Raw genomic sequence first — 16,926 nt, 5'->3', positions numbered from 1 at the left:
TATCGAGGCGCCTTACAACACGGCCAGTTCGAGTTCCGCCAATCGCTGCGGATCGGCGATGGCTTCGACCTCTATGATGAAGCCGTTGGCAATCTTGGCACGCAGGACCAGCAGGAGCTTGCCGTTTGGCGCCACGACGACGCCGGGCGCGCCATCGACCAACGCCACCTGCGCGTTGCGGGCGCGACCCTTGAAAGCGCTGGCAACGGCATCGGCACCGCGCATCTCCGGCGCAGAGCCGAATTTCACGGCCGCACCGTCGGCACGCACCACCACGTCGGGATCGAGCACGGCCAGCAGCCCATCGAAATCGCCGCCACGCGATGCAGCAAGAAAAGCCTCGATGACACCGCGCTGACGATTGAGGTCGACCTCGGGCACGGTAGGCTGGCCCTGCACGCGGCGACGGGCACGGCTTGCGAGCTGGCGTGTGGCGACCGGCGTACGGCCGACCACCGAGGCGATCTCGTCGAAGGAAAGGTCGAACATGTCGTGCAGCACAAAGGCGACACGCTCGGCCGGTGCAAGCGTCTGAAGCACGACAAGGAGCGCGAGGCCGACCGAATCGGCCAGCAGCGCCTCCTGCTCGGGATCAATCGTTCCCGGGACGACGGATGCCGCAGCGGGCTTTTCTTCTCCGCCTTTTTCGTCGGGAGCTTCCAGCGGCTCTTCGCGCCGCGTCTTGCGGGCACGCAGCATGTCGAGGCAGATGCGCGCCACCACCGTGGTCAGCCAGCCCGAGAGATTGTCGACATCATCGGCGCCGGCACGACTCAGCCGAAGCCAGGCTTCCTGCACCGCGTCCTCGGCCTCACCCGGCGAGCCCAGCATGCGATAGGCAACCCGGTAGAGATGCTTGCGGTTGGCCTCGAAGCGATCGCCGAGAATTTTCTGCTCGTCCATGGTCACACTTTCCTCTGCCGGTCCGTCAAAGCCATGACGAACGAAACCCGGCCGATGTGACACGTGACGTGGCGACGGCCGGGCGACGGAAACGTCGAGACCGAATCAGGAGATTCATCATGCAAGCACGAATGAAGCACCCCGCCATGATCGTTCCCGGCGCCATGCAGGCGCTGATGGCGCTGAACGAAAGCTCGATCAAGGCTGGCCTGCCCAAGCAGATCGTCGACATGGTTCATTTGCGGGCGAGCCAGATCAACGGCTGCAGCCTGTGCGTGGCCATGCACGCCAGCGACCTCAAGAAGGGCGGCGAGACGGACGAGCGGCTCTACACGGTGGCCGCTTGGCGCGAGGCGCCGTGGTTCAGCGAGGCCGAACGGGCTGCCCTGGCGCTGACCGAATCCGTCACCCGGCTCAGCGACCGGGCTGACCCGATATCGGACGATGTCTGGGCCGAAGCGACCCGGCACTACGACGAACGCGCCCTGTCGGCGCTCCTGCTCGCCATTTCCACGATCAATGTGTGGAATAGGCTGAATGCCGCCACTCGGCAGGTGGCGGGGTCGATCACAGCCTAAGCCGGGATCTCCTCCCTTTTGCGTGGCGAGCGATCATTGCCCGCTTGCTTGGCACGGTTTCTGCTGTCTTAACTTGTATAGACAGGCAAGAGGGGGATGCATGGGCGGGGAGCGAGCATTTTCTGAGCAGGATGGCGCCGCGGCAGCCTACCAGGCCGATGGCGCCATTGTGCTGCGCGGCGTCTTCAAGGATTGGGTCGAGCCCCTTCGGGCAGGTATCGAGGCCCTAATGGCCGATCCCAGCCCGCTGGAACGGACGGTCCGACCGGCAGACGGCTCCGCCCCCTTCTTCCAGGACCTGTGCAACTGGCAGCGCATCCCCGAGTTCGAAGATTTCGTGATGAAATCGCCGGCGGCGGAATTCGCGGCCGGCTTGATGGGCTCGAAGACTGCCCGCTTCTTCCACGACCATGTGCTGGTCAAGCAACCCGGCGGCAGCACTGTGACGCCGTGGCACCAGGACCAGCCCTACTACTGCGTCGAGGGCCGGCAGAGCGTGAGCTTCTGGATCCCGCTCGATCCCGTTTCGCGCGACGTGGTGATGGAGTGCGTGCGCGGTTCGCATCGCTGGGGCAGGGGCTTCCGCCCGATGCGCTTCGACGGCACCCGCCTCTATGCCAACGACGATTTCGAGGTCATGCCGGACATCGAGGCCAAGCGCGGCGAATTCGACATCGTTGGCTGGGAAATGGAGCCGGGCGACGCCATCGCCTTCAGCTTCCGCACGGTGCATGGCGCGCCGGCCAATCATTCGCCGCGGATGCGCCGAGTCTTCTCGGCACGCTGGGTCGGCGACGATGCCGTCTATGCCCAACGCGCAGGCAAGGGCTCGCCGCCCTTTACAGGCCTCACCATGAAAGACGGCGACCCCTTCGATGCGCCGATCTTCCCCGTCGTCTATCGTTCGTAGTCGCTCAGCCCCATCGACAAATAAAGGGAGCCTTCCATGTCGAGATCGTTCAAGACTTTCGTCGCTGCACTCGCCGTCCTTGCCGGCGGCACGGCGCTTGCTCAGGCACAGGAAACCAAAGTCGCCATCGGCATTTCCGGCTGGACCGGCTTTGCCCCGCTGACGCTGGCCAAGGAGGCCGGCATCTTCAAGGCCAACGGCCTCGACGTCTCGATCAAGAAGATCCCACAGAAGGACCGCCACCTCGCCATCGCATCGGGCGACATCCAGTGCGCAGCCACGACGGTCGAGACCTGGATCGTGTGGAACGCCAACGGCATCGCCACCACCCAGCTCTTCAAGATGGACCAGGGCATGGGCTCGGACGGCATCGTCGCACGCAACACCATCTCCAAGGTCGCCGACCTCAAGGGCAAGACGGTCGCGGCTTCCGCGCCCGGTACCAACCCGCACTTCACCCTGGCCTGGATCCTGAAGAAGAACGGGCTGAGCTTGAAGGACGTGAAGCTCGTCACGCTCGAACCCGCGCCCGCGGCCAATGCCTTCGTGGCCGGCACCGGCAATCTCGACGCCGCCGTGACCTATGAGCCCTATCTCAGCCTGGTCCGCGACAAGCCTGAGTCGGGCAAGCTGATCGCCGATTCGCTGCAGTACCCGATGGTGTTCGACACGTTCGGCTGCACGCCGAAGTTCATCAAGGAGAACCCCAAGGCCGCTAAGGCGCTGACGGAGAGCTACTTCCAGGCTTTGGAGATGATCAACAAGGATCCGAAGAAGGCCTTCACGATCATGGGCGCCGACGTCAAGCAGACGGCGGAGCAGTTCGAGAAGTCGCAGTCCAAAATCAAGTGGGCCGACCGCGAAGCCAACAAGAAGTTCTTCAACGGCGAGATCCAGGCCTTCAACAAGGAAGCCGCCGAACTGCTCCTCGAGATCGGCGTGATCAAGGCCAAGCCGGCCAATCTCGACACGCTGTTCGACACGACGTTCCTGAACTGACGCCTTCACCGGGAGCGTGCCTCCGAAAGGCACGCTCCCGGCCTCAAGCCAAGAAAAGCGACCTATGAAACTGCTTGTTCCTGTCAGCCGGGAGAAAAGAACTCTCCTCGGCGTGGCCTTCTTCGTGGGCTTCGTGGGCCTGTGGGCGCTCATCACCTGGAGCGGCGCGGTCCCGAAACACTTCCTCGCTTCGCCTTGGCAGACGCTGCTGTCCGGCTGGGACCTCTTCGCAACGCAGGGATTCAGCTTCGACGTCGGCATGACGATCTGGCGCGTGGTTGGCGGCTTCCTGTTCGCTGCCGTCATCGCCGTGCCGCTGGGCATCGCCATGGGCACCTACAAGCCAATCGAGGCCTTCTTCGAACCCTTCGTTTCCTTCGCGCGTTACCTGCCGGCCTCGGCCTTCATCCCGCTCCTGATCCTGTGGGTCGGCATCGGCGAGGCGCAGAAGCTCACCGTCATCTTCATCGGCTGCTTCTTCCAGCTCACCCTGATGATCACCATGATCGTAAGCGCCACGCGCCGCGACCTGATCGAGGCGGCCTACACGCTGGGCTGCAAGGACACCGCCGCCATCCGCCGCGTCGTACTGCCGGGCGCAGCCCCTGAGATCGCCGAAGCGCTGCGCCAGGTGCTGGGCCTGGGCTGGACCTACATCATCGTCGCCGAACTGATCGGTGCCTCCTCCGGCATCGGCCATATGATCACCGACAGCCAGGCGCTTATGGCGACCGACCACATCATCGCCGGCATCGTCGTCATCGGCCTCGTGGGCCTGGTCTCCGACCTGATGTTCAAGTGGGTCAACCAACGCCTCTTCGCCTGGAGCTTCCAGCGATGAGCCGCCTGTCGATCCGCGGCGTCGGCAAGACCTTCGCCAGCAACCGTCGTGGCGTGCCACCGACCCAGGCCCTGCAGCCGGTGTCGCTCGAAGTCGGCGACAACGATTTCATCACCGTGCTGGGCCCCTCGGGCTGCGGCAAGTCCACCCTGCTCCGCCTCGTGGCCGGGCTGGAGACGCCCTCGACCGGCGAGATCCTGCTCGACGGCGTGCCGATCTCCGGACCGGGCGCCGACCGCGGGGTGGTGTTCCAGAGCTACACGCTGTTTCCCTGGCTGACGGTGCAGGAAAACATCTGCTTCGGCCTGCGCGAGAAGAACATGCCGGCGGCGGAGCAGCGCGACATCAGCGAGCGCTTCATCGCCCAGGTCGGTCTGCGCGGCTTCGAGAAGCACTATCCCAAGCAGCTCTCAGGCGGCATGCAGCAGCGCGTGGCGATCGCCCGGGCGCTGGCCAACGACCCCAAGATCCTGCTGCTCGACGAGCCGTTCGGCGCGCTCGACAACCAGACGCGCGTGCTGATGCAGGAGCTGCTGCTCGGCATCTGGGAGCAGGCGCAGAAGACGGTGATGTTCGTCACCCACGACATCGACGAGGCGATCTTCATGGCGAGCCGCGTCGTGGTGATGAGCGCGCGGCCCGGCCGCATCAAGGCCGAGGTCGAAGCCGACTTCCCGCATCCGCGGCACTACACGATCAAGACCTCGTCCGAGTTCATGGCGTTGAAGGCGCGGCTCACCGAGGAGATCCGCGTCGAAGCCATGGCGGCCGACCACTAGAGGAGCGGATAGAGGGACGGATGGGACCGACGGCGCGCTATCAGCAGGTCGAGGACTATATCGTCCGGCGTATCCAGGACGGCTCCTGGCCGCCTGGCCATCGCCTGCCGTCGGAGCACGAGCTGGTCCAGCAGTTCGGCATGTCACGCATGACCGTCAATCGCGCGCTGCGCGATCTTATGCAGAAGGGCCGCATCGTGCGCGTCGCCGGTGTCGGCAGCTTCGTCGCCCAGGACAAGCCGCAGCTGACACTGCTGCAGATCGCCTCCATCGGCCGCGAAGTCCGCCAGCGCGGCCACGACTATCGCTGCGCCCCGCTCGCAGCCGACCGGGTCGCCGCCCCTCCCGACGTCGCCGCCTGGCTCGGCCTGCAGGCCGGCTCGTCGGTCTTCCACGCGGTGTGCCTTCACCTCGAAAACGAGGTCCCGGTGCAGCTCGAGGATCGCTACGTCAACCCGAGCGTCGTGCCGAACTTCCTGGATCAGGATTTCAGCACCGTGCCGCCGGGCGACTATCTGGTGCAGAACGTACCGTTCGACGAGATCGAGCATGTCGTCGATGCCGTTCTGCCGACCGACGAACAGGCCGCGCATCTGAAGATCGCAGCGCCCGAGCCCTGCCTGCTGCTGACGCGGCGCACCTGGACGCGCACCACGCCGGTCACGATGGTGCGCTGCCTGCACCCCTCCTCGCGCTATCGCCTCGGCAGCCGCTTCGACGCCGTCGGAAACCAGCGTTTCGGCTAGCTCACTGGCTCAAAAGCTGCGCCGGAGCGTTTGCGGCGGGTGCCCCAGATTCCTGAGAAAGGCCCGCCGCATACGGCCCGCATCCCCGAAGCCGGTCTCCTCGGCGATCCGGTCGAACGGCGCATGGCCCGCCTCGACGGCAGCCCGCGCCACGTCGATACGCAGCCGTTCCACGGCCTTAGCCGGTGTGGTGCCGGTTTCCGCGACGAAAGTTCGGGCAAAATTACGGGGGCTCATCGCCACTTGGTCGGCGAGGTGCTCGACGGTCAACGGCTCGGCCAGATGCTCGCGCACCCAGTCGATCAAGCCGGCGAAGCGGCCCGTGCGGCCACCCAGTTCCACCAGCGCCGAGAACTGCGACTGGCCACCGGGCCGACGTTGGTGAACCACAAGCTGCTGCGCGGTGCGGCGAGCGACATCGGCGCCAAGATCGTCCTCGATCAGCGCCAAGGCCAGGTCGATACCCGCCGAAACGCCGGCGGAGGTCCAGATATCGCCGTCACGGATGAAGATGCGGTCTGTATCTAACCTGACGTTCGGATAGCGATTGGCGAAGTCGCCTGAGCTTGCCCAATGGGTGGTAGCGCGTCGCCCCTCGAGCAGCCCCGCCTCTGCGAGGAAATAGGCGCCCGAACAAACGCTGGCGATGCGTCGCGCGATCACGGACCTGAGCCAGCCGAGAATTTCCCGTGCAGCCTCTTCAGACTGGATGATCTCTCCGCCGGCGATCACGACGGTGTCGAACGGGCCGGCACCCAACGGTCGAGCCGAAAGCCTCACGCCGGAAGAACTCTCCACCGCACCTTCGCCTGGCGCCATCAAATGCAGGTCGTAGCTGTTCGGCCGAAGACGCCCGGCGATCTCGAAAGCCGCCGTGGGGCCGGCAGCGTCGAGGATTTGAAATCCAGGGTGAATGACGAGAGCGATCTTTCGGGACATGGCAGCATTTGCTCGATTCATGTCATTTCAGCCAAAAAATAGGAACGCTAGCCTCTGGTTCAACGTCGCGGGGACGTCCCAAAGAAGTCGAGCCGGAGTGTCATGCATCGTCGGTTGGTTCTTTGGAGTGGCTTGAGCGTTGCGATCCTTCTGGCTATCGGGGCCGGCTGGATGGTTTCCCTGCCGTCGGCTCCTACTGCCACAAGGACCCAGCCAGTTCCACAGGCCGAAGTCGATGCCACTCTGGCGGCGCTGAAGCCGCCGAAGCGCGCGCGTCCGGTCGTGGCGATTATCGGCATCAACGACGGCACCGAGACTACCGATTATCTGATGCCTTACGGCATTCTTCGCCGCGCCGACGTTGCCGATGTGACTGCACTCGCGACCTCGCCCGGTCCGGTAGCACTCTATCCGGCGTTGAAGGTCGAGCCCGACGGCACCATTGCCGATTTCGACGCCCGTCATCCCGACGGCGCCGACTACGTGATCGTGCCGGCGATGCATCGCGACGATGATCCGGCGGCATTGCAGTGGATCCAGCAGCAGGCGGCGAAAGGCGCAATCATCGTCGGCATCTGCGCCGGCGCCAAGGTCGTCGGCGCCGCCGGACTGCTCGACGGTCGGCAGGCCACAACGCATTGGTACTATCGCGATCAGTTGCTGAAGCGACACCCGTCGATTCGTTTCGTTCCTGACCGGCGGTTCGTGGTCGACCGCGGCGTCGCCACGACGACTGGAGTCAGCGCGTCGATGCCGATGTCGCTCACGCTGATCGAGGCGATCGCGGGACGCGGCAAGGCCGAACAGATGGCGCGCGAACTGGGAGCCGCGAGCTGGGATGCGCAGCACGACAGCAGCATCTTCGTCTTCACGCGGCCTTTTGCCTTGACTGCGATCGGCAATACCCTCGCCTTCTGGAAGCGCGAAACCCTCGGCATTTCGCTCGGGTCCGGCGTCGACGAAGTATCGCTGGCTCTGGTCGCCGATGCCTGGTCCCGAACCTATCGGTCGCACGTCGTCACCGTCGCCGACCAGGCACGGCCCCTTCGGAGCCGCAGCGGTCTTGGCATTCTGCCCGACCTGGTCGCGACGTCCCGGCCGACGGATGGGATGCTCGACTCCGCCATCGCACACCGTCCTGTTTCAGCCTTGAACGAAACGCTGCAGGCAATCGCCGGTCGTTATCGGGTGGACACCGCCAACCTCGTCGCCATGCAGCTCGAATACTCGAGACAGGCTGCGTCAGGGGAGCCTCGGGAATGAAAGTCCTGATCGCAGGCGGCGGCATCGGCGGGTTGACGACGGCCCTTTACCTGCAACGCGCCGGCATCGATGTCGAGATCTTCGAGCGCGCCGACGCCGTTCGCGAACTCGGCGTCGGTATCAACATGCTGCCGCATGCCGTCAAGGAACTGGCCGAGCTCGGATTGATGGGCGAGTTGGATGCCGCCGGCATCCGGACGCGCGAGCTGATCTACACAAACCGATTCGGTCAGGTCGTATGGCAGGAACTGAGGGGGCTCGATGCCGGCTACAATGTCCCGCAGTTCAGCATCCACCGCGGCCGGCTTCTTGGCCTGATCCATAGAGCGGCCCTCGCGCGGCTCGGCGACAATGCCATACACACCGGCTGGAATGTCGCAGGCTTCACCGAGACCGAGAGCGGCGTCACGGTCCGCCTCGTGCGGCCGGACGGCTCGGTCGCTACGCGGCAGGGCGATCTGCTTGTCGGCGCCGACGGCGTCCATTCGAGCGTCCGCGCCGCGCTCTACCCCGACGAAGGGCCGCCGATCTGGAGCGGGATCATGCTGTGGCGTGGGGCGACCCGCTGGCCGATCTGGCGCGACGGCCGCACGATGGCGATCGCCGGCGGCAACGTCGCGAAGTTCGTCTACTACCCGATCGCCGTCGATCCTCAGTCTCCCGATATGCGTCTGACGAACTGGGCCGTGATGGCGCGGACGGGCGAAGCGGGCATGGGGCCTCCGCGACGCGAGGACTGGAGCCGCATCGGCGTCATGGAGGAGGTCCTGCCGTTCGTGCGCAACCGCTTCCGCCTGGACTTCGTCGATCCGGCCGCGATCATCGAGGCGACCGGAAGCTTCTACGAATATCCGAACTGCGATCGCGATCCCCTGCCGCGCTGGTCCTTCGGGCGCGTGACGCTGCTCGGCGATGCCGCTCATCCAATGTATCCTGTCGGCTCCAATGGCGCGAGCCAGGCGATTCTCGACGCCAAATGCCTCGCCACCTGTCTGGTATCCGGAGACACGATCGAAGCGTCTCTCGCCCGCTATGACAACGAGCGGCGACCGGCCACGGCGGAAATCGTGCTGGCCAATCGCCGTGGTGGACCGGAGGGCGTTATCGACATGATCGAGGCTCGGGCACCCGATGGCTTCGCCGCCATCGACGAGATTGCCTCCTACGAGGAACGCAAGGCGATGGTGCGCAACTACGCCTCCCTTGCCGGATTTGCCCGGCCAGACGGCGGACCTGATGGCAGGAAAGCGGGAAAGGAGCGGGAGCGTTGACAGCAGGCCGCTCTCGCCGGCAGTCGCCATGACGATGGCACCGGCAATGCCACCTTCCCGATCGTTCGCCGGTCCGATACCGTATCGCCGGTAGCGACAAAAGAGAGGGAATGCATGGTGAGCATCGGGTTCCAACTGCGGAGCAGCAGTCTTGCCTTGGTCGTCGCACTGGGCCTGGCGGTCCCGGCTGGCGCAGTCGACATGGCCACTCAGCGCGCCGCGATCACGCGTAGCCTCGACACCCAGTATTCCCGCCTCGATGCTCTCTACAAGGACATCCACACTCATCCCGAACTCGGCTTCCAGGAGACCCGGACGGCCGCCAAGCTCGCTGCCGAGATGCGCGCGCTGGGCTACGACGTGACGGAGAAAGTCGGCCGGACCGGCATCGTTGCGATCTACAAGAACGGGCCAGGCCCCACGATCATGGTCCGCACCGACCTTGATGCCTTGCCGATGCCGGAAAAGACCGGCCTACCCTATGCGAGCAAGGCCACGCAGATCTGGCGCGGCAAGGAAACGCCGGTGATGCATGCCTGCGGTCACGACATCCACATGGCGGTGTGGGCGGCCGTCGCCAAGATCATGCTCGACATGAAGGACCAATGGAGCGGCACTCTGGTGTTCGTCGGGCAGCCGGCCGAAGAAGGCGGTGGCGGCGCCAAGGCGATGGTGGCCGACGGGTTGTTCACCCGCTTTCCCAAGCCGGATTACGGCTTCGCGCTGCATGTCGGCCCAGGCCCCTACGGCTATGTGAGCTACAAGCCGGGTGTCTGGAACTCGACTTCCGACGGCCTGGAAATCAACTTCATCGGCAAGGGCGGCCACGGTTCTCGCCCGCACGTCACCATCGACCCGATCATGATGGCCGGCCGCTTCATCGTCGACGTGCAGAGCGTGATCAGCCGCGAGAAGGATGCCGCCAGATTCGGCGTGGTGACGATCGGCGCCGTACAGGCCGGCAGCGCCGGCAACATCATTCCCGATACCGCGCTGCTGCGCGGCACGATCCGCTCGCACGACGACGCCACGCGCGCCCGGATGATCGACGGTGTCGAGCGGACCGCCAAGGCGGTGGCCATGATGGCCGGCGCACCGCCGCCGGAGATCAAGATCACGGCCGGCGCGAAGGCCGTCTTCAATGACGAAAAGCTCGCGGCCCGCAGCGGCGCGGTGCTGAAGGCAGCGTATGGTGACAAGGCACGGCTCATGCGGGAGCCAGGCTCGGCGAGCGAGGACTATTCCGAATTCGTCATTGCAGGCGTCCCCTCCTTCTACTTCGGCATCGGGGGACTCGACCCCAAGGATCTCGCCCAGGCGGCGAAGGACAAGAAGCCGGTGCCCGGCAACCATTCGCCGGAGTTCGCGCCGGTGCCCGAGCCGACAATCCGGACCGGCGCCGAGGCGATGAGCCTGGTGCTGCTGGACGTACTGCAGAAGAAGTAGCGATCACCGCCGCGTGCGCCTAGCGGGCCATGTTGGGAGGTGGTGATGCCTGCTCGGGATCGACGGTGCGCGTCACGTAGGCATCGGCCTCGGTCTGATAGAGCGACCGGAGACGGGAAAGCTCCACGATCGGCGTAAGGTGATCGTCGACACGGAGCTCGACATAGGGGAAAGACTCCTTATCAACCACGATCAGCGCCGCCGACATCACCGGCACTCGTTCGCCACCAGCAGCTTCGCCGGCTGCAAGTGCTTCGACGAGGCGTTGCGCCAACGGGCGATCCGAGAGCGCTCGAACCTCTCGACCATGGTGCGAGGGATCGTCTCGGACCGGACGATGTTGGCGATGGCGGCGCAACCCCGGCCCTGGGCCTCGGCACGCTCGCCACGAACATGGGCGCCGGAATAGACCGCAGTACGACCGGCGGCGTCGATCACGGCGAGCTGACGCCAGTTGCGATAGGGCGTTGCCGCGACGATGGCCTTCATGGCTTCGTCGGCGGTGAAACCACGTGCCAGCAGATCGAGAGCAAGCGGCCCTAGCCGTGGATCGGTGCGGTGCTGGGTCAAGGCGGCACCGACGCCCGCTCGCGCGTGCTGGCACCGCGAGCCGACCGCGATCGAGGAGGTTGTGACGGCGGCGCCGAGCCTTCCAGTCCGCGCGCAGCGTCCGACGAAGGAAAAAGTCATGACGATGCTAGATGTGAAGTGCCTCGCCGAGCGCCCGCAGGCTGGCTTCATGGAAAGCCTCGCCCAAGGTCGGATGCGCGTGGATGGTGCCGCCGATGTCTTCCAGACGCGCACCCATCTCAAGCGCGAGGGCAAAACTGCCAGCAAGTTCCGATACGCCGGCACCGACCGCCGCAATGCCAAGGACCAGGTGATTGTCGGCACGCGCCGTCACGCGCACAAAGCCATCCTCGGCCCCCAACGTCAGGGCGCGGCCGTTGGCCTGGAACGGGAAACTGGCGACGCGCACCTCGCGCCCAGCCTGACGCGCGGCCTCCGGCGAGAGGCCGACGGTGACGATTTCGGGGTCGGTGAAGCAGACAGCCGGAATCACGGCGCTGTCGAAAACGCGGCGATGGCCGGCGATAACCTCGGCGACCACGGCGCCCTGCGCCATCGCGCGATGCGCCAGCATCGGCTCGCCGGTGATATCGCCCACCGCCCAGACATTGCGCATCGACGTGGCGCAGCGCTCGTCGACGGCGACGAAGCGGCCGTTCATCGTGAGGTCGAGCCGCTCCAGGCCGAAGCCCTCCAGCCGGGCGCGTCGGCCGGTGGCGACGAGGATGCGGTCGGCCGGCAGGCTGCGTTTCGATCCGCTTCCGTCTTCGATCAGCACCGAGCCGCCATCTTCAGCGAGGCCCGACGCGCGTGCGCGCAGAAGGATGTCAACGCCCAGCGCCTGGAGGCGCCTGGCGACCGGCCGCACCAGCTCGGTATCGTAGGCCGGCAGGATGCGATCCTCGGCCTCGACGATTGTCACCTTGGCGTCGAGTTTAGCGAAGGCAGTTCCGAGTTCGAGACCGATATAGCCGGCGCCAACCACGACGAGACGCTTGGGAATAGTCTGCAGCGACAGCGCTTCGGTCGAAGAAATAACCTTGCCGCCGAACGGCAGCGGCGGCAGCGGCGCTGTTACCGAACCCGTTGCCAGAATCACATGCTCAGCACGTATGGTTTGCGGTCCCGTATCGGTCTCGACCTTGCAGGTTTTGCCGTCCACCAGCTCGGCGTGCCCCTGCACGATCTTGACCTTGTGCCGCTTCAACAATGCACCGACGCCGCTGGTCAAACGGCCAACGATGCCGTCCTTCCACTCGACCGTCCGTGCGAAGTCAATCGCCGGGTGTTCGACACGCAGGCCGAAGGGCGTGACGGCCGTCTGTTCGACGGCGCGATGATAGGCGTCGGCAGCATGAATGACGGCCTTGGAGGGGATGCAGCCGACATTCAGGCAGGTGCCGCCCAGCCCGCCTTCGGCACCGCCCTGCTCGACCAGCACGGTATCGAGGCCGAGCTGGCCCGCGCGAATAGCGGCGACGTAGCCTCCGGGCCCGCCACCGACGACCAGTACCTTGGCTGTTATCTCGGCCATCTCACGCCTCTAGAAAAAGGGTCGCCGGCGTTTCGAGCAGGCTCTTGATGCGCTGGACGAAACGAGCGGCGACATAGCCGTCGATGACGCGGTGATCGAACGACGACGACAGGTTCATCATGGTTCGCGGCACGAACTGAGAGCCTTGCCACACCGGCCGCACGACCTGCCGGTTGACGCCGATGATCGCCACCTCGGGCCGGTTGACTACCGGAGTCGTGACGATCCCCCCCAGAGCGCCGAGACTGGTGATGGTGATGGTGGAGCCGGCCAGCTCGGCCCGGGTCGCGCGGCCTTCGCGAGCAGCCTCGGCGAGTCGCTGCACTTCGGCCGCGCACTCCCAGAGGTCGAGCGACTCGCAGTGGCGAACCACAGGCACCATCAAGCCGGACGGCGTTTGCGTGGCAATGCCGATATGCACACCGCCATGCCGCTCGATGGTTTCCGCCTCGTCGTCATACAGCGCGTTCATCTCGGGGAAATCGGCGACGGCTTTGACCAGGGCCTGCATGAGGAACGGCATCAGGGTCAGGCGCGGACGGTCCTGCCGGTGTTCGGCATTCAACGACGCGCGCAGCTCTTCGAGCGCCGTGACGTCGATCTCCTCGACATAGGAGAAGTGCGCAACCCGACGCTTGGCCTCCGCCATCTTCTGCGCGATGCGCCGGCGCAGGCCGATGACCTTGACGGTCGTGACCTCGGTGTTTGCCGAACGCACCGCCTTTGCCGACGTCGTGCCGACGCGCAGATAGGCGTCGAGATCGTCATGGCCGATACGGCCCGCCGGGCCCGTACCGCGGACCTGACGCAGATCGACCCCGGCATCGCGGGCACGGCGTCGTACAGCCGGCGAGGCGATCGGCTTCTCACCCGGCGGACGTGGCGGTCCCATCGGCGCGCGGCTTGTCGGCAGGGGCGCCGAGGCGGGCTCAACAGTCGGTGAGGCTGGCGGCGGTACCGGCAGCTTCGGCGCCGGCGCCGCTGCAAGCGGTTGCGCGGGCGGCGGTGCGGCGGCGGCTTCGCGCGGCGCGGCGGCGACTTCGGCATTGCCCTCGCCGGCCACTTCGAGCCGGATCAATTCAGCCCCAACGGCCAGCACACCGCCGACCTCGGCGCCCAGCGCCACCACCGTGCCGGCAACCGGCGACGGGATCTCGACGGTTGCCTTGTCGGTCATGACGGCCGCAAGGATCTGGTCCTCCAGCACCGACTGGCCGACCGCGACGTGCCACTCGACGACCTCGGCCTCAGCCACGCCCTCGCCGACATCGGGCAGCTTGACGATGCGGATTCCCATCTCAGGCCTCCATCACGGCCTTGAGGGCGCGGCCGACCCGCGCCGGTCCCGGGAAGTAGTCCCACTCCTGCGCATGCGGATAGGGCGTATCCCACCCGGCCACGCGCGTGACGGGCGCTTCGAGATGGTAGAAGCAATTTTCCTGCACCAGTGCGCTCAGCTCGGCGCCGAAGCCCGACGTCAATGTCGCCTCGTGCACGATCACGCAGCGTCCGGTCTTGTTCACCGAGGCGACGATTGTCTCGAGGTCGTAGGGCACGAGCGTGCGCAGGTCGATGACTTCGGCATCGATACCGGCTTCGGACGCCGCCGCTTCCGCGACGAAAACCATGGTGCCGTAGGCCAGCACCGTCACCGCGCTGCCTTCGCGACGGATCGCGGCCTTGCCCAGGGGCACGGTGTAGTGGCCGTCGGGGACTTCGCCTTGAGGATGGCGCGCCCACGGCGTCACGGGCCTATCGTGATGGCCGTCGAACGGGCCGTTATAGAGGCGCTTGGGTTCAAGGAAGATCACCGGATCGTTGTCCTCGATGGCGGCGATCAGCAGCCCCTTCGCGTCGTAGGGATTGGACGGCACGACGGTCTTGAGGCCGGCGACATGGGTGAACAGCGCTTCCGGGCTCTGGCTGTGGGTCTGGCCGCCGAAGATGCCGCCGCCCGTCGGCATGCGCACGACCAGCGGTGCTGTGAACTGGCCGTTCGAGCGATAGCGTAGCCGCGCCGCTTCCGACACGATCTGGTCGTAGGCTGGATACATGTAATCGGCGAACTGGATCTCGACGCAGGGCCGCAGCCCGTAGGCGGCCATGCCAACGGCCGCACCGACGATGCCGGACTCACTGATCGGCGCATCGAAGCACCGGCTGGAGCCGAACTTCTGCTGAAGGCCCTGCGTGCAACGGAAGACACCGCCGAAGTAACCAACGTCCTCACCGAAGACGACGACATTGTCGTCGCGCTGCATGGCGACATCCATTGCGTCGCGGATCGCCTCGACCATGGTCTTGCGCGGCATGGTCTAGACTCCGCCCTGCTGGCGCTGTCGCCGCAGGTGCGGCGGCATCTGTTCGTAGACGCCCTCAAACATGTCGCGAGCTGAAGGATGCGGCCCAGTGTGCAACGTGCCGTGCGTTTCTGCTTCCTTCTGGGCCGCAATGACGGCCGCCATCACTTCGGCCTCGGCCTGCTTGTGGCGATCCTCCGACCAGGCGCCGCGGTGGATCAGGTGGTTCTTCAATCGCAGCACGGGATCGCCGAGCGGCCACGCATCGGACTCGGTCTTGGGCCGGTAAGCCGAGGGATCGTCCGAACTCGAATGCGCGCCGACGCGATAGGTCACGTATTCGATCACGGTCGGACCGAGGTTGCGGCGCGCCCGCTCGACGGCCCACTTGGCCACAGCATGCACCGCCGGATAGTCGTTGCCGTCGACCCGCAACGCCGGAATGCCGAAGCCCAGGCCGCGCGCAGCGAAGGTGCCGGCGCCGCCGCGGGCGATGCCCTGAAAGGTCGAAATCGCCCATTGATTGTTGACGATGTTGAGCACGACCGGCGCCTTGTAGGTCGAGGCGAAGACCAGCGCGGCATGGAAGTCGGATTCGGCGGTCGAGCCGTCGCCGATCCAGCCGGCGGCGATCCGTGTGTCGCGCTTCATCGCCGACGCCATCGCCCAGCCGACTGCCTGGATGTACTGGGTCGCGAGGTTGCCCGAGATCGAGAAGAAGCCATGCTCGCGCGACGAATACATCACCGGCAACTGCCGCCCTTTCATCGGGTCGAGCTCGTTGGAATAGATCTGATTCATCATGTCGAGCATGGGGTAGTCGCCGGCAATCAAAAGGCCCGCCTGACGGTAGGTCGGGAAGTTCATGTCGCCGGGCTCGAGTGCCTTGCGGAAGGCGCAGCTCACCGCCTCCTCCCCCAGGTGCTGCATGTAGAACGAGGTCTTGCCCTGGCGCTGCGCCATCTGCATGCGGGCATCGAAGGCACGCAGCGTCATCATGTGGCGCAAGCCTTCGAGCAACTCCTGGTCGCTCAGCAGACCGGCCCAGGGGCCGACCGCTTCGCTGTTGCGGTCCAGCACCCGGATGATCTGGAAGGCGAGATCGCGGATGTCTGCGGGCGCGACGTCGACGTCCGGCCGCCGCACTTCGCCGGCGCGCGAAATCTTCACGTCGCTGAAATCCGGCGTGCCGCCGGGCCGCACTGCCGGCGCGGGCACATGGAACGACAAAGGCCCTGGTTCGGACATGGACTGAGACATGGCCACCTCGCGCATCAACCGCCGGTTCGATCATACAGGTCCGCACGCCGATCTGTTCTTGCTTTCACACGGCCGGGTTCGGTCGTCATATTGCTGCCGGCCCCTGTGTTGGAGAATATTTCCATGAGCCGCCGAGCGTCACGCCGCCGCTACGTTCTGGACGAGCAGATCGGTTTCATTCTGCGCCAGGTCGTGCAGCGTCATGTCGCCATCTTCGACGGGCTGATGGACGGCGATCTCACGCCGACGCAATGGGCGGCGCTCTCCAAGCTTGCCGAAGTCGGCACCTGCTCGCAGAATCAGCTTGGCCGACGGACGGCCATGGACGTGGCCACGATCAAGGGCGTGATCGACCGGCTTTCCGCGCGCGGATTGACCAAGACCAGCGCCGACCCGGACGATGGCCGCCGGCTGCTGGTCGCGCTGACGCCGGCGGGACAGGCCAAGGTCGACCAGGCGGTTTCTGGCGCCTTCCAGGCCACCGAGGACACGCTGGCGCCGCTCACCCCGGCCGAGCGGGAAACCCTGAAATCCCTACTTTTCAAGTTGAGATAAGCCGCCTTGATGCAGCCACGTCGTTTGTGTAC

Annotated in this window: 16 protein-coding genes and 1 pseudogene; 10 read left to right on the top strand and 7 right to left on the bottom strand. The window is 65.7% G+C overall.

Annotated features, from left to right (window positions below; translation table 11 throughout):
* Window positions 1-12: 12 nt before the first annotated feature.
* Window positions 13-903 (bottom strand): sigma-70 family RNA polymerase sigma factor, encoded by an 891-nt coding sequence (locus tag BN60_RS01170; RefSeq protein ID WP_020694140.1) that lies wholly within the window; start codon window positions 901-903, stop codon window positions 13-15.
* Between the two features lie 119 nt (window positions 904-1,022).
* Here BN60_RS01170 and BN60_RS01165 point away from each other — a divergent pair, with 119 nt between their 5' ends.
* From BN60_RS01165 to hutC, 6 genes are all read left to right on the top strand, one after another.
* A complete protein-coding gene (locus BN60_RS01165; RefSeq protein WP_043283531.1) occupies window positions 1,023-1,481 on the top strand; it encodes a carboxymuconolactone decarboxylase family protein in 459 nt (152 codons plus the stop codon).
* A 100-nt stretch (window positions 1,482-1,581) separates the two neighbouring features.
* Window positions 1,582-2,391 (top strand): phytanoyl-CoA dioxygenase family protein, encoded by an 810-nt coding sequence (locus tag BN60_RS01160; RefSeq protein ID WP_020694138.1) that lies wholly within the window; start codon window positions 1,582-1,584, stop codon window positions 2,389-2,391.
* A gap of 36 nt (window positions 2,392-2,427) precedes the next feature.
* Window positions 2,428-3,390: an ABC transporter substrate-binding protein gene (locus BN60_RS01155; protein WP_020694137.1), complete on the top strand. Its 963-nt coding sequence runs from the start codon at window positions 2,428-2,430 to the stop codon at window positions 3,388-3,390.
* 64 nt (window positions 3,391-3,454) lie between these two features.
* Window positions 3,455-4,231: an ABC transporter permease gene (locus tag BN60_RS01150; RefSeq protein ID WP_043283530.1), complete on the top strand. Its 777-nt coding sequence runs from the start codon at window positions 3,455-3,457 to the stop codon at window positions 4,229-4,231.
* Window positions 4,228-5,010 carry an ABC transporter ATP-binding protein gene (locus BN60_RS01145; RefSeq protein ID WP_020694135.1) on the top strand — a complete coding sequence of 261 codons (783 nt, stop codon included), beginning with the start codon at window positions 4,228-4,230 and terminating at the stop codon, window positions 5,008-5,010. Before BN60_RS01150 ends, BN60_RS01145 begins: the two co-directional genes overlap by 4 nt.
* A 20-nt stretch (window positions 5,011-5,030) precedes the next feature.
* Entirely contained in the window at window positions 5,031-5,756 is a 726-nt protein-coding gene (gene hutC, locus BN60_RS01140; protein ID WP_020694134.1) for a histidine utilization transcriptional repressor HutC, read from the top strand.
* 9 nt (window positions 5,757-5,765) lie between these two features.
* Here the strand turns inward: hutC and BN60_RS01135 are convergent, their stop codons facing one another.
* Window positions 5,766-6,695, bottom strand: coding sequence for a GlxA family transcriptional regulator (locus BN60_RS01135; RefSeq protein WP_020694133.1), 930 nt, complete (start codon window positions 6,693-6,695; stop codon window positions 5,766-5,768).
* Between the two features lie 102 nt (window positions 6,696-6,797).
* On the opposite strand from BN60_RS01135, the gene BN60_RS01130 reads away from it, so the two are divergent.
* From BN60_RS01130 to BN60_RS01120, 3 genes are all read left to right on the top strand, one after another.
* Window positions 6,798-7,958 carry a DJ-1/PfpI family protein gene (locus BN60_RS01130; protein ID WP_043283528.1) on the top strand — a complete coding sequence of 387 codons (1,161 nt, stop codon included), beginning with the start codon at window positions 6,798-6,800 and terminating at the stop codon, window positions 7,956-7,958.
* On the top strand, window positions 7,955-9,229 hold the full coding sequence (locus BN60_RS01125) for a flavin-dependent oxidoreductase (protein ID WP_020694131.1): 1,275 nt from the start codon (window positions 7,955-7,957) through the stop codon (window positions 9,227-9,229). Before BN60_RS01130 ends, BN60_RS01125 begins: the two co-directional genes overlap by 4 nt.
* 201 nt (window positions 9,230-9,430) lie before the next feature.
* Window positions 9,431-10,675, top strand: coding sequence for an amidohydrolase (locus BN60_RS01120; RefSeq protein WP_202949766.1), 1,245 nt, complete (start codon window positions 9,431-9,433; stop codon window positions 10,673-10,675).
* Between the two features lie 19 nt (window positions 10,676-10,694).
* On the opposite strand, the pseudogene BN60_RS01115 reads toward BN60_RS01120, so the two are convergent.
* From BN60_RS01115 to BN60_RS01095, 5 genes and pseudogenes are all read right to left on the bottom strand, one after another.
* Window positions 10,695-11,365 (bottom strand): annotated as a pseudogene (locus tag BN60_RS01115) (DUF1028 domain-containing protein).
* Between the two features lie 7 nt (window positions 11,366-11,372).
* Entirely contained in the window at window positions 11,373-12,779 is a 1,407-nt protein-coding gene (gene lpdA, locus BN60_RS01110; protein ID WP_020694128.1) for a dihydrolipoyl dehydrogenase, read from the bottom strand.
* 1 nt (window position 12,780) lies between these two features.
* Window positions 12,781-14,076 (bottom strand): dihydrolipoamide acetyltransferase family protein, encoded by a 1,296-nt coding sequence (locus BN60_RS01105; protein WP_020694127.1) that lies wholly within the window; start codon window positions 14,074-14,076, stop codon window positions 12,781-12,783.
* A 1-nt stretch (window position 14,077) separates the two neighbouring features.
* Window positions 14,078-15,091, bottom strand: coding sequence for an alpha-ketoacid dehydrogenase subunit beta (locus BN60_RS01100; protein ID WP_020694126.1), 1,014 nt, complete (start codon window positions 15,089-15,091; stop codon window positions 14,078-14,080).
* Between the two features lie 3 nt (window positions 15,092-15,094).
* Window positions 15,095-16,327 carry a 3-methyl-2-oxobutanoate dehydrogenase (2-methylpropanoyl-transferring) subunit alpha gene (locus BN60_RS01095; RefSeq protein ID WP_043283526.1) on the bottom strand — a complete coding sequence of 411 codons (1,233 nt, stop codon included), beginning with the start codon at window positions 16,325-16,327 and terminating at the stop codon, window positions 15,095-15,097.
* A gap of 135 nt (window positions 16,328-16,462) precedes the next feature.
* Here BN60_RS01095 and BN60_RS01090 point away from each other — a divergent pair, with 135 nt between their 5' ends.
* Complete coding sequence (locus BN60_RS01090) at window positions 16,463-16,894, top strand: MarR family winged helix-turn-helix transcriptional regulator (RefSeq protein ID WP_020694124.1); 432 nt, start codon at window positions 16,463-16,465, stop codon at window positions 16,892-16,894.
* The last annotated feature ends 32 nt before the right edge of the window (window positions 16,895-16,926 follow it).

Source organism: Reyranella massiliensis 521, from assembly GCF_000312425.1.
GTDB lineage: Bacteria > Pseudomonadota > Alphaproteobacteria > Reyranellales > Reyranellaceae > Reyranella > Reyranella massiliensis.
The sequence above is the reverse complement of the archived record's forward strand: the minus strand, read 5'-3'. Positions and strand labels throughout refer to the sequence as shown.